This is a genomic window from Puniceicoccus vermicola (assembly GCF_014230055.1).
Classification (GTDB): domain Bacteria; phylum Verrucomicrobiota; class Verrucomicrobiia; order Opitutales; family Puniceicoccaceae; genus Puniceicoccus; species Puniceicoccus vermicola.
Genome location: NZ_JACHVA010000081.1, coordinates 56,083 through 80,352, shown reverse-complemented (window position 1 = coordinate 80,352; position 24,270 = coordinate 56,083). Strand labels below are relative to the sequence as shown.

Annotated in this window: 23 protein-coding genes; 17 read left to right on the top strand and 6 right to left on the bottom strand. The window is 54.8% G+C overall.

The features are described 5' to 3' along the window. Window positions 1-34: 34 nt before the first annotated feature. From H5P30_RS09715 to H5P30_RS09690, 6 genes are all read left to right on the top strand, one after another. The gene (locus H5P30_RS09715; protein WP_185692750.1) at window positions 35-736 is read left to right on the top strand and encodes an HAD family hydrolase; all 702 of its coding nucleotides are present in this window, start codon (window positions 35-37) and stop codon (window positions 734-736) included. Then, on the top strand, window positions 733-1,965 hold the full coding sequence (locus tag H5P30_RS09710) for a glycosyltransferase family 4 protein (RefSeq protein ID WP_185692749.1): 1,233 nt from the start codon (window positions 733-735) through the stop codon (window positions 1,963-1,965). Before H5P30_RS09715 ends, H5P30_RS09710 begins: the two co-directional genes overlap by 4 nt. Then, complete coding sequence (locus H5P30_RS09705) at window positions 1,962-3,479, top strand: flippase (protein WP_185692748.1); 1,518 nt, start codon at window positions 1,962-1,964, stop codon at window positions 3,477-3,479. Before H5P30_RS09710 ends, H5P30_RS09705 begins: the two co-directional genes overlap by 4 nt. Further along, window positions 3,476-4,600, top strand: a complete 1,125-nt coding sequence (locus H5P30_RS09700; RefSeq protein ID WP_185692747.1) for a glycosyltransferase — start codon at window positions 3,476-3,478, stop codon at window positions 4,598-4,600. Before H5P30_RS09705 ends, H5P30_RS09700 begins: the two co-directional genes overlap by 4 nt. 74 nt (window positions 4,601-4,674) lie before the next feature. Then, window positions 4,675-5,931 carry a GAF domain-containing sensor histidine kinase gene (locus H5P30_RS09695; RefSeq protein WP_185692746.1) on the top strand — a complete coding sequence of 419 codons (1,257 nt, stop codon included), beginning with the start codon at window positions 4,675-4,677 and terminating at the stop codon, window positions 5,929-5,931. Between the two features lie 165 nt (window positions 5,932-6,096). Next, window positions 6,097-8,013 (top strand): amidophosphoribosyltransferase, encoded by a 1,917-nt coding sequence (locus H5P30_RS09690; protein WP_185692745.1) that lies wholly within the window; start codon window positions 6,097-6,099, stop codon window positions 8,011-8,013. 69 nt (window positions 8,014-8,082) lie between these two features. Here the strand turns inward: H5P30_RS09690 and H5P30_RS09685 are convergent, their stop codons facing one another. Beyond that, window positions 8,083-8,589 (bottom strand): hypothetical protein, encoded by a 507-nt coding sequence (locus H5P30_RS09685; protein ID WP_185692744.1) that lies wholly within the window; start codon window positions 8,587-8,589, stop codon window positions 8,083-8,085. 198 nt (window positions 8,590-8,787) lie between these two features. Here H5P30_RS09685 and H5P30_RS09680 point away from each other — a divergent pair, with 198 nt between their 5' ends. Next, the gene (locus H5P30_RS09680; protein WP_185692743.1) at window positions 8,788-10,224 is read left to right on the top strand and encodes a PEGA domain-containing protein; all 1,437 of its coding nucleotides are present in this window, start codon (window positions 8,788-8,790) and stop codon (window positions 10,222-10,224) included. 40 nt (window positions 10,225-10,264) lie between these two features. On the opposite strand, the gene H5P30_RS09675 is transcribed toward H5P30_RS09680, so the two are convergent. Both H5P30_RS09675 and H5P30_RS09670 read right to left on the bottom strand, forming a co-directional pair. After that, a complete protein-coding gene (locus tag H5P30_RS09675) occupies window positions 10,265-11,101 on the bottom strand; it encodes a S1-like domain-containing RNA-binding protein (protein ID WP_185692742.1) in 837 nt (278 codons plus the stop codon). A 25-nt stretch (window positions 11,102-11,126) separates the two neighbouring features. After that, entirely contained in the window at window positions 11,127-11,807 is a 681-nt protein-coding gene (locus H5P30_RS09670) for a hypothetical protein (protein WP_185692741.1), read from the bottom strand. A gap of 144 nt (window positions 11,808-11,951) precedes the next feature. Here H5P30_RS09670 and H5P30_RS09665 point away from each other — a divergent pair, with 144 nt between their 5' ends. From H5P30_RS09665 to trxA, 5 genes are all read left to right on the top strand, one after another. Further along, complete coding sequence (locus tag H5P30_RS09665; protein WP_185692740.1) at window positions 11,952-12,371, top strand: phosphoribosyl-AMP cyclohydrolase; 420 nt, start codon at window positions 11,952-11,954, stop codon at window positions 12,369-12,371. 21 nt (window positions 12,372-12,392) lie between these two features. Then, complete coding sequence (locus tag H5P30_RS09660) at window positions 12,393-13,172, top strand: segregation and condensation protein A (RefSeq protein ID WP_185692739.1); 780 nt, start codon at window positions 12,393-12,395, stop codon at window positions 13,170-13,172. A gap of 17 nt (window positions 13,173-13,189) precedes the next feature. Beyond that, window positions 13,190-13,432, top strand: coding sequence for a hypothetical protein (locus H5P30_RS09655; RefSeq protein ID WP_185692738.1), 243 nt, complete (start codon window positions 13,190-13,192; stop codon window positions 13,430-13,432). Between the two features lie 154 nt (window positions 13,433-13,586). After that, a complete protein-coding gene (locus tag H5P30_RS09650) occupies window positions 13,587-14,300 on the top strand; it encodes a hypothetical protein (protein WP_185692737.1) in 714 nt (237 codons plus the stop codon). A gap of 6 nt (window positions 14,301-14,306) precedes the next feature. Continuing rightward, window positions 14,307-14,627 (top strand): thioredoxin, encoded by a 321-nt coding sequence (trxA, locus tag H5P30_RS09645; RefSeq protein WP_185692736.1) that lies wholly within the window; start codon window positions 14,307-14,309, stop codon window positions 14,625-14,627. Between the two features lie 46 nt (window positions 14,628-14,673). Here trxA and ppk1 read toward each other — a convergent pair whose 3' ends face one another. After that, entirely contained in the window at window positions 14,674-16,917 is a 2,244-nt protein-coding gene (gene ppk1 / locus H5P30_RS09640; RefSeq protein ID WP_185692735.1) for a polyphosphate kinase 1, read from the bottom strand. Then, window positions 16,914-17,864, bottom strand: a complete 951-nt coding sequence (argF, locus tag H5P30_RS09635) for an ornithine carbamoyltransferase (RefSeq protein WP_185692734.1) — start codon at window positions 17,862-17,864, stop codon at window positions 16,914-16,916. The genes ppk1 and argF overlap by 4 nt, the downstream gene beginning before the upstream one ends. A 330-nt stretch (window positions 17,865-18,194) precedes the next feature. Between argF and H5P30_RS09630 the strand changes: the two genes are divergently transcribed. The 4 genes from H5P30_RS09630 (at window position 18,195) to H5P30_RS09615 (ending at window position 22,268) form a co-directional block, all read left to right on the top strand. Continuing rightward, entirely contained in the window at window positions 18,195-19,658 is a 1,464-nt protein-coding gene (locus tag H5P30_RS09630; RefSeq protein WP_185692733.1) for a hypothetical protein, read from the top strand. A 71-nt stretch (window positions 19,659-19,729) separates the two neighbouring features. Then, window positions 19,730-20,485: an MlaE family ABC transporter permease gene (locus H5P30_RS09625; RefSeq protein ID WP_185692732.1), complete on the top strand. Its 756-nt coding sequence runs from the start codon at window positions 19,730-19,732 to the stop codon at window positions 20,483-20,485. Between the two features lie 5 nt (window positions 20,486-20,490). Next, entirely contained in the window at window positions 20,491-21,270 is a 780-nt protein-coding gene (locus tag H5P30_RS09620; protein WP_185692731.1) for an ABC transporter ATP-binding protein, read from the top strand. Window positions 21,271-21,281: 11 nt separating this feature from the next. Then, window positions 21,282-22,268 (top strand): MlaD family protein, encoded by a 987-nt coding sequence (locus tag H5P30_RS09615; protein WP_185692730.1) that lies wholly within the window; start codon window positions 21,282-21,284, stop codon window positions 22,266-22,268. Window positions 22,269-22,337: 69 nt separating this feature from the next. Here H5P30_RS09615 and H5P30_RS09610 read toward each other — a convergent pair whose 3' ends face one another. After that, window positions 22,338-23,288, bottom strand: a complete 951-nt coding sequence (locus tag H5P30_RS09610) for a transposase (RefSeq protein ID WP_185692729.1) — start codon at window positions 23,286-23,288, stop codon at window positions 22,338-22,340. A 115-nt stretch (window positions 23,289-23,403) separates the two neighbouring features. Between H5P30_RS09610 and kdsA the strand changes: the two genes are divergently transcribed. After that, complete coding sequence (gene kdsA / locus H5P30_RS09605) at window positions 23,404-24,249, top strand: 3-deoxy-8-phosphooctulonate synthase (RefSeq protein WP_185692728.1); 846 nt, start codon at window positions 23,404-23,406, stop codon at window positions 24,247-24,249. Window positions 24,250-24,270: the final 21 nt, after the last annotated feature.

Here is a 24,270-nt window from a genome sequence, read left to right as displayed (position 1 = left end):
GGCTTGCGGAACAAGGTCCCGACTCTGGAACATGATGAATGAGGGACACAGGTCGGCAGCGCCAACTGCAGTGATTTTTGATGTCGACGGCACTCTCTATTGGCAGAAGGAACTTCGGCGCCGGATGTTGTTCGAGCTTCTCTTCTCCGCCTTACGCTCATCGCAGACTCGGCTCGATTTACGCATCCTCAAGCGTTTCCGCGAAGACCGGGAAAGGCTGGGCGAGCGGGTGCAATCGGGATTCCAGGAAGCGCAATATCGGCTGACGGCGGAGGCTATGGGCCTGACCGCCGCTCGCGTCGAGGAGGCGGTACGGCTTTGGATTTACGAGAAACCGCTTCGCCATTTGCGGCGTCATCGGGTGCCTGGAATCGAAGTGTGGTTGGATGAATTGCGATCGAAAGGGGTGCGTTTGGGAGTCTACTCGGAGTATCCGGCGGCGGACAAACTAGCGGCCCTGGATCTGCAGTTTGATGCCGTGGTTGCCTCCACGGATCCAGACGTGGATGCTTTTAAACCAAATCCGAAGGGAATCCATGTGGCTTTGGATCGGCTTGGAGTGCAGCCGGAAAGAGCTCTGTTTGTCGGGGATCGCAAAGATCGGGACCAGCCCTGTGCCGAGGCCGCCGGGCTGGAGTTTTTATGGGTGAGCCCATCGGAGGCGGGGGCAGTCTCGTCGTTTCCTCCCGCGCGGCATTTGCTTCCGGAATTTCTACAGAAGGCTTTAAACGCATGACGGATTCGAATCTCTCCGGCGTTCGGGTCGCCCTCGTGATTGACCTCTTTCCTCCTATCGTGGGAGGGGCGGAGACACATGCCCGCGATTTGGCAGGAGCTCTCGTTCGTGCGGGTGCCACAGTGACGGTCCTGACACGACGGGCGCGGGCGGAATTGCTGGAGCAAGAAACCCTCGACCCGGGAGTGGACGTCGTCCGCATCGGATCGCCCGGAAGTCCGCGTTGGGGGAAATACCGTTTCATCCCCGATTTGTTGCGGGAGTGGAAAAAGCGATCCGCAGATTTTGACCTCGTTTATCTCTGTGGATTCCGGGTGCTGGGCTGGCCCCTGACTGGGGCTGCGAAGAAAAGTGGGGTGCCGATTGTTCTCCGGGCTGAAGTGCTCGGGGAGATGTCGGGCGATTTCGTGTGGGGTCGTCCGGGCCGGGGAGAAAGCCGGATGTTGAAGATTCTCTTTCGTCCGGTGATCGCCTGGCGCAATCGGCGATTGATCCGCGACGGGCATTTTTTGGCGATCTCCTCGGTTGTCACTGAGGAATATCAAAATGCCGGAGTGCAGGACTCCCGAATCGAGCAGATCCCGAATGGCATCGACACGGAACGGTTCAGCCCTCCTGTCGTGGGAGAGAAGAGTCGCTTGCGGGAAGAATTCGATTTTCCGGAGGAGCCGGTTTTTCTCTATTCGGGGAAGCTGAATCGAGGGAAGGGCTTGCCGGATCTCTTGTCTGCATGGCGCCAATACGTGGATGGTGGCGGAGAAGGCTTGCTGGTTTTAGTTGGATCAGGGGGGGGGCAGTTCCTCTCAGAAGAGGCGGCTCTGATCCGGCGGGTGGAGGACGAAGGGTTGTCGGATCGGGTTCGGTTCACCGGTTATCGCCAAGACGTCGAACGCTGGCTGAAAGCTGCGGATGTTTTTGTTTTTCCCTCGGAGGCAGAGTCTTTCGGGCTCGCCCCTTTGGAGGCGAATGCCTGTGGTCTACCCGTGATTTGTACACCGGCAGGAGCGTTGGCGGAGACCGTCCCAGACGGCGTTGCCGGGGTGCGGGTTCCCGTCGGGGATGTGACGGCGATTTGCGAAGCCATGAAAAAACTGGCCGGGAATTCAGCGTTGAGAGATAAGATTGGCGAGCAAGCCCGGGCCCGGGTGATGGCTGAGTATTCTTTTACGGCGGTCGCGGATCGCCACCTGCAATGGTTTGAGCAATTGTGCAAAGAGGCCAGATCATGAGCGGGGAAGCGGAGAAGAACACAGATCCTGGAGATCTGAAAACCGTCGCCGGACAGAGTCTTTGGAATTTTGCAGGGCTGACGCTTCCCTTGGTTCTGGCCCTCGTTTCGATTCCTCTGCTCGTCGAGCATTTGGGGAAAGAGCGGTTTGGTCTCTTGGGAATCATCGGCTTGGTCATTGGCTACATGAGTGTCTTCGACATGGGGCTGGGGCAGGCGCAGGCGTATTTTATTGCCGACCAGCGGGGGAGGGGAGATTCGTCGAAGACCTCCACCGTATTTTGGACCGGCATCTCATTAATCGGGGTTCTCGGGTTGGTCTTTGCCGGTGTGGCCTTCTTTCTCGGGGAGTGGTTTGCGCACTCGGTCCTGAAGGTGGGGCCGGAGCTGGAGGAAGAGGTGGTTCTCGCTTTCCGAGTGGTTCCGTGGATTGTTCCTTTTGTCATGATCACGCCCTGTCTGATCGCGACCCTTGAGGCGTATCAAGAGTTTCGCCTCATCAATCTCATTCGGATCCCGACCGGCGCATCCTACTTCCTGGCTCCGCTGGCCGTGTTGCCGTTTACGAATTCGATGGTGGCGGTAGTCATCGCCATGGGCGTCGGTCGTTTGGCGGAGGCGATCGCGTTTTTCTATTATTGTCGGCGCAAGGTAGACAGTGGATTCATCCCGCGCCCTAGCGGCGCTTACGCGAAGAAAATGTTTCGTTTTGGTGGGTGGATGACGATTACGAATATCATCCAGCCCCTCATGATCCACGGGGATCGATTTTTTCTCGGGAGTATGCGGGGCCTGACAGCGGTGGCGTACTATGTGACGCCAGCGGAGTTGATTGTTCGGCTGCTAGTGGTTCCGAGATCTCTGGTCACGGTGCTTTTCCCAAATCTGACGATGCGATTTGCCGGAGGAAAGGAAGGCGTCGAAGACCTCTTTTCCCAATGCATGTATCTGCTGACCGCGCTGCTTTGGGGCGGGGCGGCCTTGTTGATCGTTTTCGGACCATGGGCATTGGGGCTGTGGCTGGGAGAGGATTTTCGGGTGAATAGTGGGCCGGTCCTGCGATGGTTGGCTGTCGGGATTGTGGCCCTCAGTTTGGCCTATGTCCCCCAGTTTCTCATCCAAGCTTCGGGGAAGCCTGCCCATACGGCGTTGGCGCATTTGAGCGAGTTGCCCGTCTACATTTTGCTCGCCTGGGTGGGGATCAGCCTGGGTGGAGTCGTTGGGGCTGCGATCGCATGGGCGATCCGGGGAATGCTCGATCTGGGGATTATGGTGTATTTGGCCCGCCGGAGAATGCCTGGGATGGAGGGGCGGATGACTCGATTGGTCCTCTCGTTTGCCGGGGCGTTGAGTGTGCTCATCGGGATGGTCTTTCTTCCGGATTCGGGGATGGGTATGCTGTTGGGCAGTGTGCTGATTATCCTTCTCGTGCCGCTGGTTTGGGTTTTCCTCCTCGGCACTGAGGAAAAAGCGTTGATCGGCGGCATTATTGCCCGCGTTTTGAAGAGAGCATGATCCGGGTTCTCCACATTATTGATAAACTGAGCGTCGATGGCTCCGGTATTCACGGGATCGCTCGGGCTCTGGAGTGGTGGGCTTCGCGGATCGATCCGAAACAAGTCTCATTCCGCATTCTGAGTCTTCGAGGCCGCGAGGAAGAAGCCGCCGGATTTTTCGAAAAGCGGGGAATCGACCTGCGATTTGTGAAACTGGGAAAGTTTGACCTGCGGACGGTCCCGGTATTGTGCCGCGAGGCCTTGGCTTATCAGGCGGACGTTTTGCATCTTCACGGGTATGCCTCGACCAACTTTGGTCGGATCGCCTCCCGGATCATCTCGCGGCCGAATGTCGTCCACGAGCATGTCGTCTTTCCGAGCCAGCCGATTTATCAGGAGTGGGCGGACTCGCTTCTCTCCGGGATCACAGATTCATCGTTGGCGATCTCGCCGGCCGTGGCCCAGTTCATGGTTGAAGAGCGTCGGGTGCCAGCGCGCGGTTTGGAGACCTTCTTCTACGGGATTCCCTTTGACGAGTTTTCGGCTCCCTCCCCGGAGGAGATCGCTGCGGCTCGGCGGGAGGCAGGAGTGCCCGCAGGGGCGAAGGTGATAGTGACAGCGGGGCGACTCGCTCCGCAAAAAGGGTTGGGGACGCTCGTCGAGGCATTTGCGCGAATTGCTGCGAGCCGAGATGACGTGAGTCTCGTGATTGTCGGCGAAGGACCGGAGCGCTCGACCGTGGAGAAAGCGGCGACCGAGGCAGGCCTGTCGGATCGCGTGCACTTGGTCGGTTTCCAGAAAGATGTTCGGCCTTGGATCGCGATGGGAAATCTCTTTGTCATTCCCTCTTTTTACGAAGGGGGGCCGATCACGCTGTTCGAGGCGATGCGATTGTCCCGGGCGATCGTCTCGACACCGGTCGGCCTGGTGCCGCAGGCTATTCGAAATGGGGAGAACGGACTCCTCGTCGAACCGGGAGAGGTCGACTCTTTGGCGCAAGCGATGGTCTCCGTTCTCGCGGATCCCGAACGCCAAAAGACACTGGGGCAGCAAGCGTTTGTAGACTCGAACGAGTGGGATGTGCGGGGCGCCGTTGACCGACTCACACGCTTTTACCGAAATTTAATCGGAAAGTGGTAGAGATCGGGGCTGATCTGCTCTGTTAGAGGTCTTCCTGATTTGACCTGAGGAAAATTCGATTTTATCTTCTGGCGTTGCTTAATGAAGGTCAGAAACTTGACGCGCCCCATCGTCTAGCCGATCTCAATGAGACGGGTCTGTTGGACGTTTTGGATGACTCGTCTTTTCAGCGATTCATTCGCCTCGCTGCGCGGATGCTGAAGGTTCCTGTGTCTTTGGTCAGCCTTGTGACAGATGATCGGCAGCATTTCGTTGGCAGCGTCGGGTTGCCCGAAGAGGTTGCCGCCAAAGGCGAGACCCCGCTATCGCACTCGTTTTGCCAGCATGTGGTGAAGACGGGGAAGCCGCTCCTCGTCACGGATGCGAAGAATGATCCGAGAGTGTGTGAAAATTTGGCAGTGTCGGATCTTGGGGTGGAGGCGTATTTGGGAGTGCCCATCGTATCCAGTCGGGGGAATATTCTCGGATCTTTCTGCGTCATTGATGGAGAGCCCAGGAAATGGAAAGAGGACGAAGTCCTATTCATGGAAGACTTGCGGGGGGCGGTGTGTTCTGAAATCGAGTTGCGGCGGCACACCTTGAAGCTGAGAGGGACAGTCGAGGAGCTGGAGAAGGCTCATGCCCACAATGATGAGATGGTGCACATGATTATCCATGATTTGCGGAATCCCCTGGCGGGAATTCAGGGTGGTCTGGATTTGCTGAGGGCGGATGATGATCGTCCGGAAGAGGATGAGGAAATTCTCTCCGTGGTCGGAGAAAGCTGCGAGCAGATGATGGATTTGATCGGAGATATTTTAGAGTCGAACAAGATCCAGAACACCCGTGTGCCCCTCGCGATTGGGACCTTTGATGTGGACCCGCTTCTGCGGGAGATCGAGCGGCAGACCGAGCTTTTGGCGCGTTCGCGGTCGATTGAAATTTGCTGGGATCAAGAAGATTGCCCGGATCAGTGGAACGGGGATCGGCGCTTGCTGAAACGGGTGCTCCAGAATCTTCTCATCAATGCCCTCAAGTTTACTCCCCCGGGGGGTAACGTCAGTTTTTCGGTTTCTGCAAAAGACGAGGGAGAAACGATTGCCTTCAGGATTACGGATTCTGGACCCGGCGTCGCGGTGGAGGAGAGGGACACGATCTTCGGAAAATTCTTTGTCGGCAAGGTGGCATCATCCCGGTCTATCGGACTCGGTTTGACCTTTTGTCGTCGTGTCTGCGAGGCCCACGGCGGGGAAATCAGCCTTCGTGAGGGACCGAACCAACGGGGCTCAACTTTTCTGGTCGAGCTCCCCAAAAATCCTCGGCAGATTACGCAAGAAAATCCCGGAATGTGAGGGGCTTTGCGCTCAAATCGGTTCGAGTCTACTGCTCAAATCGGCTTTGATTTCGGTATAAGATTGCCATCCGTACTTGCGATCCGAGATAATTGCCGTTTTTCCGGAAGAGATGGGTTTGCAGATGGACGCGAGAAGATTCTTTCACCGAAGTGGGGAACGACAATGAGTGATGCGATCAAGCATGAGTGCGGATTGGCGGTAGTGCGTCTGCGGAAACCTCTGGAGTATTATGCGGAGAAATATGGGACCCCGCTGTGGGGATTTTTCCGCCTCTTCCTGCTCATGGAGAAGCAGCATAACCGGGGCCAGGACGGAGCCGGTGTTGGCGCCGTAAAGCTCGATATGGAAGCAGGGCAACCCTATGTCTTCCGGGCGCGCAGCGTGAAATCCAACTCGCTCGACCGAATTTTCCGCAGTTTGATGCGGGACTACGATCGCCAGGTGAAATCGGGGAATATCCACCCGGAGTTCGTCGAGACGGTGAAGAAGAACTTCGAGTTTGGCGCGGAACTGCTGCTCGGCCATTTGCGGTATGGAACTTCAGGAGGCTACAGCCAGAAGGTTTGCCACCCCTATTTTCGCAAGAGCAACTGGCCGATGAGAAACCTGCTTCTGGCGGGGAACTTCAACATGACCAACACGAACGAGCTCAACGAACGGCTCGTTTCGCGGGGGCAACATCCGATTTTTGGAACTGATACCCAAACCATCCTCGAAGAGCTGGGCTATCATCTCGACGAAGAGCACAACCGACTCTATCGGCATTTCCGTGATGACGAAGGGTTGGGCGGCCTTGAGAATAGCGACAAGATTTCCCGTGCCCTCGATCCGGCCCGGGTCCTGAGGGATTCCAGTCAGGATTGGGACGGTGGCTACTCGATCGGAGGGTTGATCGGAAATGGGGATCTTTTCGTAGTCCGCGATCCTTGGGGCATCCGCCCCTTGTACGCTCTCGTGAATGACGAAGTGATTGCCTATGCCTCTGAGCGGGCGCCACTGATGACGGTTTTCCAGAAAACGGCGGAAGAAGTCCGTGAAGTGGAGCCGGGCACTGTCGAGGTTGTGAAGTTCGACGGTCAGCACTCCGTTGAACGCATTCGCGAACCGAAAAAGCTCTCTCCTTGTTCCTTTGAGCGCATCTATTTCTCTCGGGGTAATGACATCGAGATTTACGACGAGCGGAAGAAGCTCGGTTCGGCTCTCGTTCCGAAGATCCTCGAAGCGATCGACAACGATCTCGACAAGACCGTTTTCAGCTACATTCCGAACACCTCGGAGGTCGCTTACTACGGGATGATGCAGGGGCTCCGGCGTCATCGCCGCGCTGAAGTGAAAGCGGCGATTATGGAGCGGATGCGTGCAGGCACCTTGACTGAGGATTGTCTCGACGAGCTCATTACCTCCAACTGGCCGCGTTCCGAGAAGGTCGCCAACAAGGATATCAAACTTCGAACCTTCATCAGCCAAGAGAAGGGGCGCAGTGAAATGGTTTCCCACGTGTACGACATCAGCTACGGCTCGGTGAACGTGGGAGATACGCTCGTGTGTCTCGACGACTCGATTGTCCGGGGTACGACCCTCAAGCGCTCGATCATCAAGATTCTTGCAAGGCTGAAGCCGTCCCGGATTTTCATCGCTTCAACGGCTCCTCAGATCCGCTATCCGGATTGCTACGGGATCGATATGTCCGAGCTCGGGAACTTCATTGCCTTCCAGGCCATGGTCGAGTTGCTGAGGGAGAATGGCAAAAGCGATCTCCTCGAGGAAGTGTATCATGCCTGCGTCAAACAGCGTGATAGCCGTCCGGAGGACATGAAGAATCACGTCAAGACTCTCTACGATTGCTTCTCCGACGATCAGATTTCCAAGAAGATTTCAGAACTCGTGACACCAGTCGTTCCAGAGTGGGACGGTGAAGTGCGGATCGTCTTCCAGACTATCGCGAGCCTCCACGAATCCCTTCCGAATAATCAGGGAGACTGGTACTTTACCGGAAACTATCCGACTCCGGGTGGATATCGCGCCTTGAATCGAGCCTACATCAACTTCTTTGAGAAGCGGACTGGGCGAAGCTACTGAGCTCCTCCTCCGGAGGACTGCGTAGAATCGGCGGTGGCTGAACCGAGTTGAGGATTCGTTTTCCTCGATTCAATCGATGATTCGCGTGAGCGAACCTTGTTCAGCGATTTCATAGATTCCCTCTTCATTCGCAAGGATGAGGACGAACCCGATTCGGTTTCCATTGAGGACCGTGGTGCTCGCGAAGTCGCTTTGCCGCGCCGGATTGAATCCTGTGATTTTATAGCCATTGAGATTCTTCAAAATCCGCCCTTGGTGCTTCTGTGCATCGAGCCGGGGAAGAATGATGGTTACGGTAAAGGTGCCATCCTCCTGTAGTTTGGAGAAGATGCCTTTCGTCATTATTTTTTGTCCACGATACTGGGTTGTTGTCTCGATGGTGAAGGTCTTCCCGTCTTCGGAAATAGTGTTCTCCGTGTCCGCTTTTCCAAAAATGGAGGGTGGATCGGTGACATGAGTTACAATCTTACCTTCCCATTTTCCGCTCATGTCTTGGAAGAGGGCGAGATCGGAAAATCTCTCCGACGAAAATGAGAATTGCGGGGCCAAAAATAGGATAAGGGTTAAGAAGCGCATAATAAATTTCGGTGAACGGGTCTGATCTTCCTGATTTCGCAGGCGCGTTTAGGGCGTTGTCTGAATGATCACTGGCAAGCGGAAAGATGCAAGAGATTGGATTGGTTCGATTTTGGAGCCAAACCTTTTTCGCAGGTAGATCTGTTTTGGGTGCAGGTTTTTCTCGCTATGTAATCATTTCTGGAGCAAAACAGACCTGTGAGTATTTTTCGTCATTTGATATTTTCCGCGATTGGAATTCTCTTCACGCTTTTCCTCGGGAGCGGATGTAAGTCTGTCCCTGTTTTGGTTGAATCGAATCCGGTGGGAGCGAAGGTTACATCCTCAGGGAAGGATATCGGGACTACCCCCGTGAATGTCGAAGTCTCTTCTATGTTCTCGAAGACCCTCGATTTATTGGCTGAGGGATATTTGAATGAAAGCCTCACTGTGGATGCTTCTTCGGCTCCTGAAGTAAGAGTCGAACTGGTCCGGCAAATGCCGCTGGCACTGAATACAGATCCGGAGGGCGCGCTTGTTTTTAGTGAGGACGGGCGAGTTATGGGAACTACTCCCTATGACTTCTTTCACCTCGAAGGAGAATTGCCCTTGGTTCTCAAGATGAAAGGCTACATGGATGAGGAGATTGTCGTGGGGCCTGCCAATTCCCCAGAGCTGAATGTTGAGCTCGTGCCAGTGAGTCCGGGAAACCTCTTTGCGGTTCTCTCCAGAAATTTGTCGGACGGGAGGTTGACTATTTCTCGGGTGTATTCGAGCCCGACCATTGTCGAAAGTGGCGGGAATGCTGATGCTCTGGTTCGAGTTACGGAGATAATGGGGTATCGTGTCATCGATTCCTTTTCGTTGTTTCCGGGAGGGGATGGTATTGCCCTTTCCTTGATCGATATTTCGAATCCCTTCGAGAATCCCAGTGCGTCCAGCTCGATTTGGAGTGCAGGGGTGGATGGAACTGGGGGGTTGGTCAGGAGGACTGAGACGGGGTATTTCGATCTTCAGCCCACTTATTCTCCCGAGGGTGATTTTCTATTTTTTGCATCGAACCGTGCGGGCGGATCTTCGATTTTTCGGATCGCTTCGACGGGACGAGGAGGATCGACTCTCATGACTTCTCAATCAGGGCGCGATAATTTCCCTGATGTCGAACCATCCGGTGAGCGAATCTTTTACTCTTCTTACCTGCGTGGGCTGAAAGAACCACAGATATGGTCCCAGCCTCTTCCGAACGGCCCTCCCTCACAGCTTCGCACGGGATTTCGTCCGCGGGTCTCGCCCGATGGGAAATCGCTGCTATTTACTCGTTACAACACCTCTACGGAGTCGAATAAAATTTGGAAAATGAGGACTGACGGCTCCGAAGTTACCGAGCTCGCATCTACCGGAGCCTCCAATGATATGTATCCATCCTGGTCTCCAGATGGCGGCGAGATCGTCTTTGCGTCTGACCGGGGTGCCAATCTAGAGAAAGAGCCGACCCGTCTGGATATCTGGATTATGAATGCGGACGGTTCGAATGTGAGGCAACTGACCACGAACTCGTCCCGTGACGATCAGCCGGTATTCTCTCCTGATGGGGATGCGATCTATTTTCGCTCGAACCGCGGGCTAGCTTGGAACATCTGGCGACTTTCGCTGTAACAATCGGGTCGAGTGGCCGACCTGAGAGAGGCATGGAATTTTACACCAGCTCAATGCCCGCTTTGTTAATCGCGATGCGGCGTTGTTTGTAGAGGTTGCCGATGGCCTGCTTGAAAGCCTGCTTGCTGCAGCCGAACTCGGTCCGGATGTCTTCTGGAGATGATTTATCGTTGAACGGGAGTCGTCCTTCGGCGGCCTTCAGTTTCTCAAGGATCTTCTCGGAGAGTGGATCGACCCGTTTATAGCCAAACGGGTCGCGGAGCACGTCGATCTTTCCATCTTCGTGGACCTTCTTGATGTAGCCTTGGAATTGGTCGCCATGGTGCAGCTTGTCGGAGGTTTCTCCGTGGAAGAGTAGGCCGCTGTAGGTCTTGTCCACGATCGCCTTATATCCCAGTGGAGAACGGCTATAGATGATGACGTCCACTGGCTGATTGGGCTGGTAGTCGGGCACCTCTTTGCTGAAATGGCGATGAAGTCGGGTCGAGGCCACGATGCGGTTGGAATACTCATCGACGTAAACTGCAACGACGACGAGATCTCCGGCGCGCAAATCTCTTTCTCCCTGTTCGCGGTAGGGGAGGAGGAGATCCTTCTGCAGGCCCCAGTCGAGAAAGGCTCCCATGCGAGGGTGGACGTGGACGACCTCGAGGCAGGCAAATTCTCCAGCTTGCACCAAGGGTGTCTCGGTGGTGGCGACGAGGCGGTCCTCGGAGTCGCCATAGATGAAGACTTCAACCTCCTTACCGATCTCCATGGTGGTATCGACGTAGGCGTTGGGGAGGAGGATTTTGTCGTGTTCTCCGCCGTCGAGATAGAATCCATGATCGGAGGATTCGATGATGGGAAGAACGTTGATTTTGCCGATTTGTGCCACAGTGCTTTTGGGAAGAGGAGGAAATTTAGCTCTCTTGGAGGAGAAGATTGTGCCAGTCCTCGCGTTCGTGGAACTTGGGACCAGACAGGAACGGGGAGGTTGAGGAGAGAACGGGTGCCGGAGAGTCCGGTGAGGCGTCGAAACGGCAAAAGGTCCCGCGGACGGAGAGGTCGCCCTGGAAGTGGGGGGATGAAGAATCGATCAAGGAGATGGGAACCCTGAGGTACGCATGCCAGGACCCTTCGTCCTGTTCGATCCAGGTGTCCGAGAGGAGACTTTGGTCGTTGTCGATGAGGATGTCATCCAGCGAGATTTCGCCCTCGCGGAATTGGTTGAGCCGCTCCGGAGTCCAGGCAAGAGCCCGAGAGTGATTGTCAGGTGTCACGTGGAGCTCGAGATAGTCCCCCTGAAGCGGGCGATCGATGAAAACCTGAAAAATGTCCGCGACGATCAGGCTGCTGGCTAGGGATGAGCCTTCGGCGAGAACGATGTCCTCGTCCTCGAAATCGGCGAAGATGTGTAGGTAGTCCGGGCACCAGGAGGCCATGACGGTTCCGGGTTGGAAATCGCGTTCGGTCTTTCCGTACCAGTTTTGGCCGAAGGGAAGTTTGGGGGAGGACTGGAAGCTCTTTTGGACATCCAAAAGCTTCATCTCATGGGGGGATTCGAGACGGGGTAGAGGAATCGGTTCTTGTTCAGTGGGCATGTATAAATCCATTTTGTCGAATCGGGAAAACCGAAGCAAGAAGGGTTTTATGGGGGAAAAGCGACAGCTTTTTAGAATTAGAGCAGTGTTCTGAACCGACGAAATTCATTGGCATTCGGCCTCAGAGTCCTTTGTTTGGGGGGTATGAGTCTAGATTTGGAAGAAGGTAGCGAACTGCAGCTCGACTTCACGAAGTTGGAAAAGGTTGCCAAGACCGAGAGTGATGTTGTCCCGGTAGTTGTGCAGAACGCCGATAACGGTGAGGTGCTGATCCTCGCCTATGCGAACGAGAAGGCTTTGCAGTATACCCTTGAGTCGGGAATGGCGACGTTCTGGAGCACGAGCCGGAACGAACTCTGGATCAAGGGGAAGACCAGCGGCGACTGGCTGAAGATCGTTGAGGTCCGGGTGAACTGTGAGCAGAATTCACTCCTGTACCGCGTGATCCCTCAGGGCGCAGGGTCCTGTCACACCAAGGGGAAAGACGGGAAAGCCCGCTCAGGTTGCTACTATCGGAAGATCGATGCGGAGAACGAGAACCAGTTGGTTTTCTGCAAAGACTGATCCTTCTGCGGAAGCCTCAGAATGTTGTCCGACGAACAGTTGCTCTCTGCTGAAGAGCCCGCGGTGCGCCTGCCAGTATTCGAAGGGCCCTTGGATTTGCTGCTGTTCCTCATTCGCCGCAATGAGATCAACATTCACGACATTCCGATTATCGAGGTCACTCATCAGTATCTGAAAATCCTGAAAGAGATGGAGGAGCTGGATCTGGAGGTGGCCGGCGAGTTCTTCGTCATGGCCTCGACTCTGATGTACATCAAGAGCCGGGTCCTCCTTCCGAAGGAAAAGCGAGGCAAGGCCGAGAAAGAGGATGAGGACGGTCAGGATCCACGCTGGGAGCTGGTCCAGCAGTTGATCGAATATCGCGCCTTCAAGGAAATGTCCGGGCAGCTCGAAGATCTCATGGATGAGAATTCGAACCGCATCCCGCGCAAGGTCGGCCGTAAGAACGAAGAAGAGGAGATCCCTCTCCGTTCCAGCGATCAGCTTGAGGTATGGAATGCCTTCAACAAGGTTCTGCGGCGACTTGCGGACCGAATCGTCGTCGGCGAAATTGAGGATGATCCGATAACGGTCGCCGAGCGTATGGAGTTTGTTCTCGGTCGTTTGAAGACTCAGGGAGGGTTTCGTTTTAGCGAACTCTTTGCTACGGGAAGTTTTTCCCTGAATACCTTGGCCGCAACCTTTCTCGCGGTTTTGGAGCTAACACGGGTCGGGAAGCTCGAGATCCAGCAGGATTTGGCCTTTGGCGATATTACCTGCCGGACCCCCGAACCGCGGGATGCCCTTGAAAATATCGAATAAAACCGGATACTGAGACTGTGGAACGTGATAAAAAAGCAAAGGCGCATCTGCTGGGAATTGGCTTGGATCATTCCGATGGTCACAAGCGGGTCACCCGTGCGGACAAGTTTTCCATCGTCGGAGGTTCGGAAGAAACCCACGGGCGAATGACGGAAACTTTGGTCAAAACCTTTGAAGATCTGTCCCGGAAGGGAAAGTCTTTAGAAGATACGGACAAAAAGGAATTGTCAGATATTATCCATAAGAATACCCCTAACTGAGCTTTACTTACTGATTATGTCCTCCGACTCCAAAACCGAATCCGCTTCGAAGAGCAGTGGTATCCCCATGAAGGCATCGAAGCCTGCGGGATCTTCTATTCGAATGACTCGGTCGAAAGGTCAGGACTTGTTGCATCCCGAACCCCCAGAAACAATGGCGGAAGAAGAAAAGAAAACTGAAGAAACACCGAAACCTGCTGCAAAAGCCCCCATGCTGAAGCCGAAGCTGCCCCCGAAGAAACCGGGAGGCCTTCCGAATTTGAGTGACATGAAGGCCAAGAAGCCCATGGCACCATTGCCTCCGAAAAAGCCTGCGGGGGAAGCCGAGCCTGAGAAGGCAGAGGCCCCGAAGCCCGCTGGATCGCCGAAACCCGCGACTCCTTCTGCGGACTCCGCTGATAAGGAGCCGGAAGCCCCTTCGCCGAAGCCAGCTCCGAAAGTTGCCGCAAAACCCACTTTGGAACCCAAAGGAGAGAAGCCGAAGCTGACTCCAAAGATTCCCGTGAAGCCGAAACCGGCGGAAGCGAAGGAAGAAGAGCCCAAGGGTGAAGCCCCAGCTCCGAAACCCGCAGCCGCCCCAAAGCCGGATGCCGCCGCCTCCGAGGAAGCGAAACCGGAAGCCGCCAAGCCCGAAGCGCCGAAAGCTCCGGCATCGAAGCCACAGCCTCCAAAACCGCACGTCGTGCGTCCTGGAGCTGCTTCGGCAAAATCGCAACCTACTCAGGGTGGTTCCGCTGTCACGTTTGACACCGGGAAGAAACGGGATAGCGATGTCTCTGCAGTGGGCGTTGCAATTGACGTTCTCACATGTGTCGGAGCACTCGCAGTCGGTTACCTGATTTTGAGTGATATCCTCAAACTACTTTAAAACATTATGGCAGAAAATATCAAAGAACTGACGAGTGCGGATTTCGACTCGACGATCAAGGCTGCAGGGAAGCCCTCCGTCGTCGATTTTTGGGCACCATGGTGCGGACCTTGTAAGGCGCTGACTCCGATTCTGGAAGAAGTTGCTGGTGAGCTCGGCGACGCAGCTATGGTCTTCAAGGTCAACGTGGACGAGAATCAGGAAGTTGCCCAAAAGCACGGCGTGCGCGCGATTCCAACTCTCCTCTTTTTCAATAAAGAGGGCGAAATGGTCGACCAAGTCGTAGGTCTGACCTCTAAGGAAGACCTGAAGAAGCGTCTGTCCTAAATCATCCGGGAGCTGACCTCGAGTCGGCTCTGGAGTTCACGAAAACTTATTTTTCGTTTGAGGCGGCGTCCGGATCGGACGCCGTCTTTTTTGTGGAATCCGCGCTTGGCGAATTGCGAGGCTCTCCCCGTAGTTTTAGGGTGGGCTTTCCTGCTTCCAGCTCTTCGCTCGAGCGTTTGCTGGCTTCTAGGGCCTGCTCCATAAAGAAATGTTGCGCGGAGAAAGGAGTGCTCCGTTTGGAGACGGGAACCTTTGCGTAGGTGCCGGTCGGACGAAGCTGCTTCGAATGGGTGTTGTCCTTGAGGTAAGTCCGGAGGGTTTCCAGAACGTGTTTCCGGTGTTCGGTTTCTTCGAGGGGAAACACCGCCTCAATCCGGCGGAAGAAATTGCGGGGCATCCAGTCGGCACTGCCGACGTAAATGCGGGCTTTGCGCCCATGATTCTGGAAGTAGTAGATCCGAGAGTGTTCGAGGTAGCGTCCGAGGATGGAGCGGACGCGGATGTTCTCGCTCAGGCCTTTGACGCCGGGGATCAAGCCGCAGATCCCGCGAACGATGAGATCGATTTGCACACCCGCCTGGGAGGCTTCGTAGAGGGACTCGATCGTTTCCTGATCGATGAGGCTGTTCACCTTGGCGATGATCCGGGCTGGCTTGCCGGCGCGGGCATTGGTCGCCTCTTGTCGGATGAATTTCTGGATCGAAGCGTGGAGGTTGAAAGGGGCGACCAGCAGATGCTTGAAGCTGGGGGAGCGGGCGAAGCCGGTCAATGAGTTGAAGAGATCGGCGACCTCCTCGGTGATGTGTGGCTTGGCGGTAAAGTACGAATAGTCGGTGTAGAGGCGGGCGGTCTTCGGGTTGTAGTTTCCCGTCCCCATGTGAACGAAGCGGCGCAGCGTGTTGTCCGGCTCACGGCGAATGACGAGGCAGGTCTTGCAGTGGGTTTTGAGCCCGACCAAGCCATAGACGACGTGGACTCCGGCATCCTCCAGCTGTCGAGCCCAGTGAATGTTGTTCGCCTCGTCGAAACGGGCTTTGAGCTCGATGAGGGCGGTGACCTGTTTGCCTTGGGTCGAGGCTTCGATCAGTGCTTCGATGATCGGTGAGTCGCCGCTGGTGCGGTACAGCGTCTGCTTGATGGCGTAGACTTTCGGGTCCTTGCCTGCCTGCCGCAAAAATTCGACCACAGGGGTAAATGATTCGAAGGGATGGTGCAGGAGAAAGTCCTCCCGGGAAATCGTATCGAAGATATTCGTCGACTCGGCGAGAGCCTGCGGAGTCGATGAGGGGAAGGGAGGAAACTTGAGGTCGGGGCGGTCCACCATGTCATAGAAACCCATGACTCGGAGGAGGTTGATCGGGCCGTCGACGCGGAAGACAGACTCCTTCGAAAGGTTGATCGCCTGGAGTAGGCGCTCGAGTGCGTTTTCGGGAACCGTGTCGGCAATCTCGAGTCGCACCGAGGCGCCCTTCTTCAGCTTGTGCAATTCCTCCTCGATGGTTTGGAGAAGGTTATCCACTTCTTCCTCGTCGATGTAGAGGTCGCTGTTGCGGGTCACGCGGAAGGCATGGGTCGAGAGAGTTTCGAAACCCGGAAAAAGCTGGCTGGCATATTTTCCGATGACGTCGCTCAGGAAGACGTAGGTGCGGTATTTGGTGCCCTTGGAGGGGATTTCGACAATGCGGGGGAGAATGCGTGGAACCGGGAGGATCGCGAGTAGATCCTCCTCACCTTCCTCGTGGTTGCGAATGCAGGCGAGGATGTTGAGGGACTTGTTTGTGATCTGCGGGAATGGATGTCCCGGATCAATCGCTAGCGGGGTCAGAACCGGGAAAACGCTTTCTTCGAAGTACTTCTGGACCCAAGTGTCCTCGGCTTTCGTCAGTTGGTCGACCTTTTTGAAGACAATATTCTCTTCTTTGAGATCCGGGACCAGTTGGTTGTTCCAGCAAGCGTACTGGTCATTGACCAGCCGGGAAGTGATCTTGCGGATCCGGTTGAGCTGCTCTTTGGGCTCGAGACCGTCGAGACCCGTCCGAGTGATGCCGGAGTCCACCTTCTGCATGAGTCCGGCGACGCGGATCTCGAAGAATTCGTCCAGATTGGAGCTGACGAAGGCTATGAAGCGGACCCGCTCGAGGAGGGGATAGTCAGGATTGGTGGCCTGCTCGAGCACCCGCTGGTTGAAAGCGAGCCAGCTGAGCTCACGATTGAAAAAGGGGCGGTCCCCGTGGAACGGGCTTTTGACTCCTTCCGGGAGAGAGAGATTTGTCCGTTTGCGAGTGGTCACTTCTCTTGTTTAGCCCATTCTCCCAGTTGGGCAAGGATCGCTTTTTGCATATGGAGGCGGTTTTCCGCTTCGTCGAATAGAACCGATTTCTCGCTGGAAAGAACTTCTTGGGTCACCTCCTCGCCAGGGTGGGCTGGCATGCAGTGAAGGAAAATGCTCTCCGGTTTGGCCTTCTTCATGAGGTCGGCCGTCACCGAGTAGGGGCGCATCGCTTTTAGGCGAGCGGCTGCTTCTTCCTCATCTCCCATGCTGACCCAAACGTCCGTGTAAACGGCGTCGGCGCCTTCGATGGCTTCCTCGGGATTCTCCGTGAAGGCAGGAGTTTTTCCGGGGGCGATCCGGGCCAACTCCGCCGCAATTTCTTTCCCAGGGCCAAAGGAAGGAGGGCCGCAGAGGACGACTTCGATGCCGAACAGGGCGCCGGCGAGAACCCAGGAATTGGCCATGTTCGAATTGCAATCTCCGAAAAAGACGAGCTTGCGTCCCTTCAAAGAGGCCAGGTCCGCGCCGTCTTCGCCGAATTTCTCGGCAAGGGTGAAGACGTCTGCGTAGATTTGGCAGGGGTGCAGGTAGTCGGTGAGCGCATTTACGACCGGGATTCCCGCGTGCTGGGCGAACTCATCGACGATCTCCTGTCCGTAGGTCCGGATGACGAGGCCGTGCAGGTAGCGCCCCATGACTTTGGCGGTGTCTTCGATGCTCTCGCCGCGACTGATTTGAGTCGCGTTGGTGTCGAGGCGGACGGCGTGCGCTCCCAGCTCGCGGAGGCCGACTTCAAAAGATATCCGGGTCCGGGTGCTGTTTTTGTAGAAAATCATTCCCCAGCTCTGCCCTTCGAGGGGTTTGGGGTAAGACCCGTCGCGTAGCCTCTTGAACTCTGCTGCCATGCTGAAGATTAATGGAATCTCGGCGGGGCTGAAGTCCGTTTCTTTCAGGAAATGCCTCATTGGGAAGTGGTAGTTTTGGAGAAAAGCTTGAAATCATGCTCGGATATCGAGGGGATGGCAACCATGGAATCGTAGGTTTTCTCGGGCTTCGTGGGGGATTCCCTGAGGAAATCGGGAAAACTCGAGCGACGTTAGAGAGAAGAGTCGCCGCCCTGAGGATTGTCGACGGAAAATGGGGGAAAGGAGACCTTCTTGATTCTTTCTCTCAAGACGAGGCGACAGAGTGCATTCAGAGTTTGCAAACTGGGAAATTTTGTCGCTTCTTAATCGGTTTCTTGCCCCTTTCCGGGCGATGCCCTCGGTGGGGTCGATCGCTCTGGTTTGAGTTAGATGATATTCCTTTTCACAGTTCGAGCTTGGCGCCTGTGGGCGTTTGGGGCCTCCGTATTTCTTTTCTCTTGTCTGTCTGCGAAGGCGGTTTGGCAAGTTGGAGAGAATTATTGGCCTTTCTGGGTGAATCTTGAGGAAGAGGGGCCTTCGGGGCCGCAGCGGCGTGATCAATTTCTCGGACCGTTCGTGGAAGAATACACTTCTCCCGAGCAAGATTGGACGGCGGTGAGGCCTTTTGGAATCCGGTATACGGAAAATGCGCCGTTGAATCCTCGGAGCCTTTACATCTTCTATCCGTTCTACAGTTACCGGGCGACAGACCCAGGATATTACTGGAATCTTTTCTACCTGATTCGGGGCTCCCGCTATCAGACGAACGGAGAAATGGATAGCAGCACGTTCGAGATCTTTCCCTTCTATTTTGATTACGACTATCCGCACACCCCGGCCTTCAGCTACTGGGGAATTCTCCCGTTTTACGGAGAGATCAAAGACCGATTCTTTTTTGATCGGGTAAAGTGGGTCCTCTTCCCGTTTTATACGGAATGGGAAAATAATGGAGAAACCAGTTACGGGACGCCTTGGCCTTTCATCTTTCACCGGAGAGGTGCGGGCAGTAGCGGTTTTGCCTTCTGGCCTTTTTTCGGGACCTACAAACGCCCCGGGCACTATAGCTACAAGTATCTCCTCTGGCCGCTGATTTATCATCAGGTGAAGAACCTCGGCGCTGAGGAGCCTACCGTGAATTACGGGTTTCTGCCGTTCTACACCTATGAGAAACGTCCCAATATGGTGCAGGAGAATTTCTTCTGGCCATTCTTTGGGTATACGGATCAGCAGGAGCCGGATTATCATGAAACCCGGTATTTCTGGCCGTTTCTGGTGCAGGGCCGAGGAACCCCTTACGTCAATCGCTGGGGTCCGTTTTACACCCGTTCCATTCGCAATGGCGTGGACAAGCAATGGTGGATGTGGCCCTTGCTCAAGCGCCGGACATGGCAGACCGAGCAACTCAATGTTTCCAATTGGAGCTTTCTCTATTTCCTGTATTGGGCGGAATTTCAGACTGCGCGCGATCCGAATGTGGATTTCAGCGCCTCCAAAACCTACGCTTGGCCCTGGTTTTCGATGGGGAATAATGGGCAGGGGCGGAAGCAGTTTCAGCTCTTCACGCCCTTCCAGCCGTGGTTCAAGCACAACGAGGTCATTCGGGACGTCTATTCGCCCTTGTTTGCCATTTACCGCTACGACGGGAACAGCGAACTCGATACCTGGCGGCACAGTTTTGTTTTCAATCTCGTGACTGTGGAGAAGAAGGAGGTGGGTCACCGATTTACCCTCGGTCCGATTCTCGATGTGAGAACGGGAGAAGAAGAGGGGGGATTTTCAATCCTTCACGGATTGTTTGGAAGGAAACGAGTCGGTGACGAGACCGATTGGAAACTTTTCTGGTTTACCCTATGAGTAAGAATCGAATGAATTGCTTTCTGGATTCGACGCAGCGGGAATTTCCGGCAATCTAATTTTTGGGCAGGATGATTAAGCGAGCGAAAGGCTATTTAGATGATGTGGGATACCATGTCGTTCTCTTGGGGACGGCGTTGCGGTATCTTCCTGCACTGCCACGGCAGTTGAACCGAGTCTTGTTGTATTGCTTCGAGATGGGGTACAAGACCTTCCCGATCGTGGCGATTCTGAGTTTCTTCATCGGGGCAGTTCTGGCTCTGCAAACCGGCTTTGCGTTGCAGCAAGTCGGAGCCCAGTCGTTTATCGGTTCGATTGTGGGGCTTTCGCTTTGCCGGGAATTGGCGCCAGTGATGACCGCCTTCCTCCTATCGGGCCGGGTCGGATCTGCGACCACGGCCGAGTTGGCCTCGATGAAAGTGTATCAGGAGATTGATGCCCTTCAGACGATGAATATTTCTCCCGAGAAAATTCTCGTCATGCCCCGTTTGGTCGCCGCATTTCTAATCACCCCGCCGCTGACCATGTTTTCCATTTTCATTGGATGGTTTGGCGGCATGGTCGTAGCGAAGTATGTGAACTTTATCTCTCTTTCCCCAACCATCTATTGGCGGGGGATGTTGGATTTTCTTACCCGGGAGGACGTCACTGACGGGCTCATCAAAGGGCAGATTTTTGGTTTCTTTGTCATTCTGATCGCTTGTGCGCAGGGCCTCAATACAAGTGGTGGGCCGCGTGAAATTGGTTTCTCAGTTACGCGTTCGGTCGTGATCTCCATGATCTTTATCCTCTTTACCGATTACTTCATCACCCAGGCTCTTCTTTAGTAATCATGTCTTCAGTGCGTTCAGAAAAGAAATCCATATCCGTTACCGCAGAGGGAGTGGGGGTGCGCTTCGGAGAGGCCCAGGTCATTTCCGATGTGAGCTTCTCGGTCAAGGAAGGGGAGATTTTTGTCATCATGGGCCCCAGTGGTTCCGGGAAATCCGTCCTCCTGCGGACGTTGATCGGCCTCCTGAAACCCACGGATGGGCGGGTCTTGATCGGGGACATGGACGCGAGTGATCCTCTCACCCATCACAAAGTGAAAACCGCATTGGTTTTTCAGGCAGGCGCACTTTTCAACAGTATGTCGGTTTTCGATAACCTCGCTTTTTATCCGCGGGAACATCGTTTGGCCAAAGAGCCGGAAATTCGGGAAAAGGTGGAGGAGGCCTTGGAGATGCTTTCACTGAAGGAGGCCGCGGATAAGATTCCGGCCGAACTGAGCGGAGGCATGCGCAAACGGGTCGCGATTGCTCGATCATTAGTGATGGAGCCACAGCTCTTGCTCTACGATGAGCCGACCTCCGAGCTCGATCCCACCATGGCGGCGACCATCAGCGAAGTCATTGCCACTCTTCGGGAAGAGCTGAACGTTACCAGCATTGTCGTCTCCCACGACCGCGATCTGGCCGCAAACATTTCGGATCGCATGATCCTTCTGAAAAACGGAACCATCCGCGCGACAGGAACCGCTGAAGAAGTGATGGGAACCAAATCAGAAGAAATTGAGGAATTTTTTAGACCGGAGATCGATATTGAGAATCCCCGGTTCCGCCGACAAAATTAAGGAAAAGTCAAATGAGCGACAAAGCACAATACAGTGGAGTAGGGCTGTTTTTTATCATCGGTTTGGTGATCACCTATTTCGTTTACACCTCTTTGAACAAAGCCGGCTCAGCCAGCGCAGAAGGTTATCCCATTGACGCCCCTTTCAATAACATCTTGCAGTTGCGGGTGGGTGACGACGTCCGGATGTCCGGTGTGAAGGTCGGAACCGTAATCGGCACCTCATTGAAGGAGGGCCAGGCCGTGGCCAAATTGTCTATTCAGAAACAATACGAAATCCCTACCGATTCAGTGGCCTCCGTTTCCATGGCGGGTCTTTTGGGAACAAACTTCGTTTCGATCGAAATGGGTAAGAGTTTTAGCGATCCTCTGAAGCCCGGTGAGGAGATCAAAACCAAACCTTCTGTCGACATTAACCAAATCTTCGAGGAAGTAGGTGCCGTGGCCGACCGCATCGATGGTGCGCTATCAGACATTGGCGGAATGTTTAGCGGCCAAGGAGACGGATTATTTGCCGAACTGGGAGGCATGATTAAGGAAAATCGGGGACGCATTGGAAGCTCACTTGAGAACATCGAAATAATCACAACCCAGCTGAGTGAAGGGAAGGGGACCGTGGGTAAGCTTCTTTTCGAGGATGAAGGCTACAACGAGCTCATGGCGACCGTGGCCGAGATCAAATCCGCCGCCGGTCAAGCCGATGAAATGCTTGCCGGAGTGCAGGGCATCGTCGACCACGTGAAGAGTGGCGAGGGTTCGCTCGGAGAGCTTCTCTACGGCGATCAGATTGCCAACGAATTGAAGAGCACGATCGCGAACGTCCAAGAATTCTCAGCTCGGTTGAACGATCCCAACTCCACCATCGGCCGACTCTTGAGTGATGACACCATTTACTTTGAGGTTCAATCGGTTGTGCGGAAGGCAAGTCGAACTCTGGATAGTGTGAACGATTCCGGCCCGATCTCAGCAGTGGGTGTGGTGACCGGGGCTCTCTTTTAAGAAGGCCTCCCACGAGACCCGTATGAACGGGGATAGCCGACTAAGCTGATCGAGGAAACAACGCCGTTTTTAACCAAACAGCTTAGCCCGCAACCCAGTTCCCACAGCCAGACCACCCCAGTCTGCACCAGACATTGCATGCGCCCGCTTGGGACGCTTCCCAGGATCTCCCTGAACCTGCTCCTCCACAAACGAGGGCGAACCCAGTACCATCCCGTCCGTAAAGTACCGCACCCGGCACCGCAAAACCACAGACAAGGGCAGTTTCCCCTTCTCCTCTTCCAGAACCCGCACCGCTTCTTCCCGAGAAATCGACTTCTTCTCAGCCTTCTCCCCGGCCCCGACTCCATACAAAGTCTGCCGATACCCAGCCAGATCCTTATCCACAACCGAAAGCCCAGCCCGAGCCATCCGGCCCCCGCCCAATGCCTCGGCATACCCACAAAACCGGTAATCCTTAGGATCTGACACCAACCCCGCCCGAACCGCATTTAAGTCGATATAGGCAGCCACCGTCCGCAGCGCCCAACGATCCCCTTCCACCAGAACACTCTTAAACCGCTCACACCAAAGCGGTCCAAAACGATCCCGCGACCGGTTAAACCAAAGCGTAAACCGCTGCTTCAGAGTCTTCATCATCCAGGAAACATCCCCCATCCGTCGCAAAAGACTCTTCCGCAAATCCCTCCCTTCGGAAGAATCATCCCGGAGATGCCCCTCCAAAACCTCAGCCCGCATCGGATTCCAGGGCGTAGGCTTCGGATAAAGCCGACGATACCGGCGCACCAACTCCGCATCCGAAATGTCAACCTCCGCCGGCACCTCTACCAATACATGGAAGTGGTTCTTCATCACCGCATAAGTAACCACCCGGATCCCCGAGAAATCAGCCACCTGCCAGATCATCTTCCGCAAAACCTCCCTCTCCCGGTCGCCAAAGAGAGCCTCTCCGTTCACCGTTCGACTCATCACATGGTAGTAGGCTGTTTGTCCTTCGAGCTGAATCCGTTTTCTTCTCATGCACTAATAGAAACAGTGAGCCATACCTATGGCGATACTTTTTTAACCAGGTTTAAAAAATAAAAGAATTATCTTCCCGGCTTGCTTCTAGAGCGGGGGATCGCAGCCTGAGGGGATGGCTGAGACTGTTTCTCTTTCGGATTCGATTTCATTTTCCAATGATGGCCCCCTGGTCTTGATGGCGGGGATTAATGTTTTGGAGTCGGAGGATCTGGCTTTTGAGGTGGCTGAGACGATGGTCGAGGTTACGGGGCGTTTGGGGGTTCCTTATGTTTTTAAGGCTTCTTTTGATAAGGCGAATCGGTCTTCTATTCATTCGTTTCGCGGGCCCGGTTTGGAGAAGGGATTGGAGATCTTGGCGGCGGTGAAGGCGAAGTTTGGGGTTCCGGTGATTTCGGATGTTCATGAGCCTTTTCAGGCGAAGCCGGCGGCTGAGGTTTGTGATATTTTGCAATTGCCGGCTTTTCTCTGTCGCCAAACCGACTTGGTGAAGTCTTTGGCTCGGGCTGGGACGGTTATTCAGGTGAAGAAGGGGCAGTTTTTGGCGCCGGATGATATGCGTCATATTTTGACGAAATTTGCGGAGTGTGGGAATGAGCGGATTCTTCTCTGTGAGCGTGGGGTTTCGTTTGGTTATCACAATCTGGTGGTGGACATGCTGGGATTTGGGGTGATGAAGAATCTTGGAGCTCCGGTGGTTTTTGATGTTACGCATTCTTTGCAGGTGCCTGGGGGGCGGGAGAGTTCTTCGGGAGGGCGTCGGGAGGCTGCCTTGCAATTGGCGAAGGCCGGGGTTTCCCAGAAGATCGCGGGGCTCTTTCTCGAAACTCATCCGAATCCGGATAAGGCTTTGTGCGATGGTCCGAGTGCGTTGCCTCTATCGGCTTTCGAGCCGTTCCTGCAACAGGTGATCGAGGTGGATCGCTTGGTGAAAGGACAGCCCGATCTGGATTTGAGTTAGCCTTTGGGGTCGGCCTTTTCC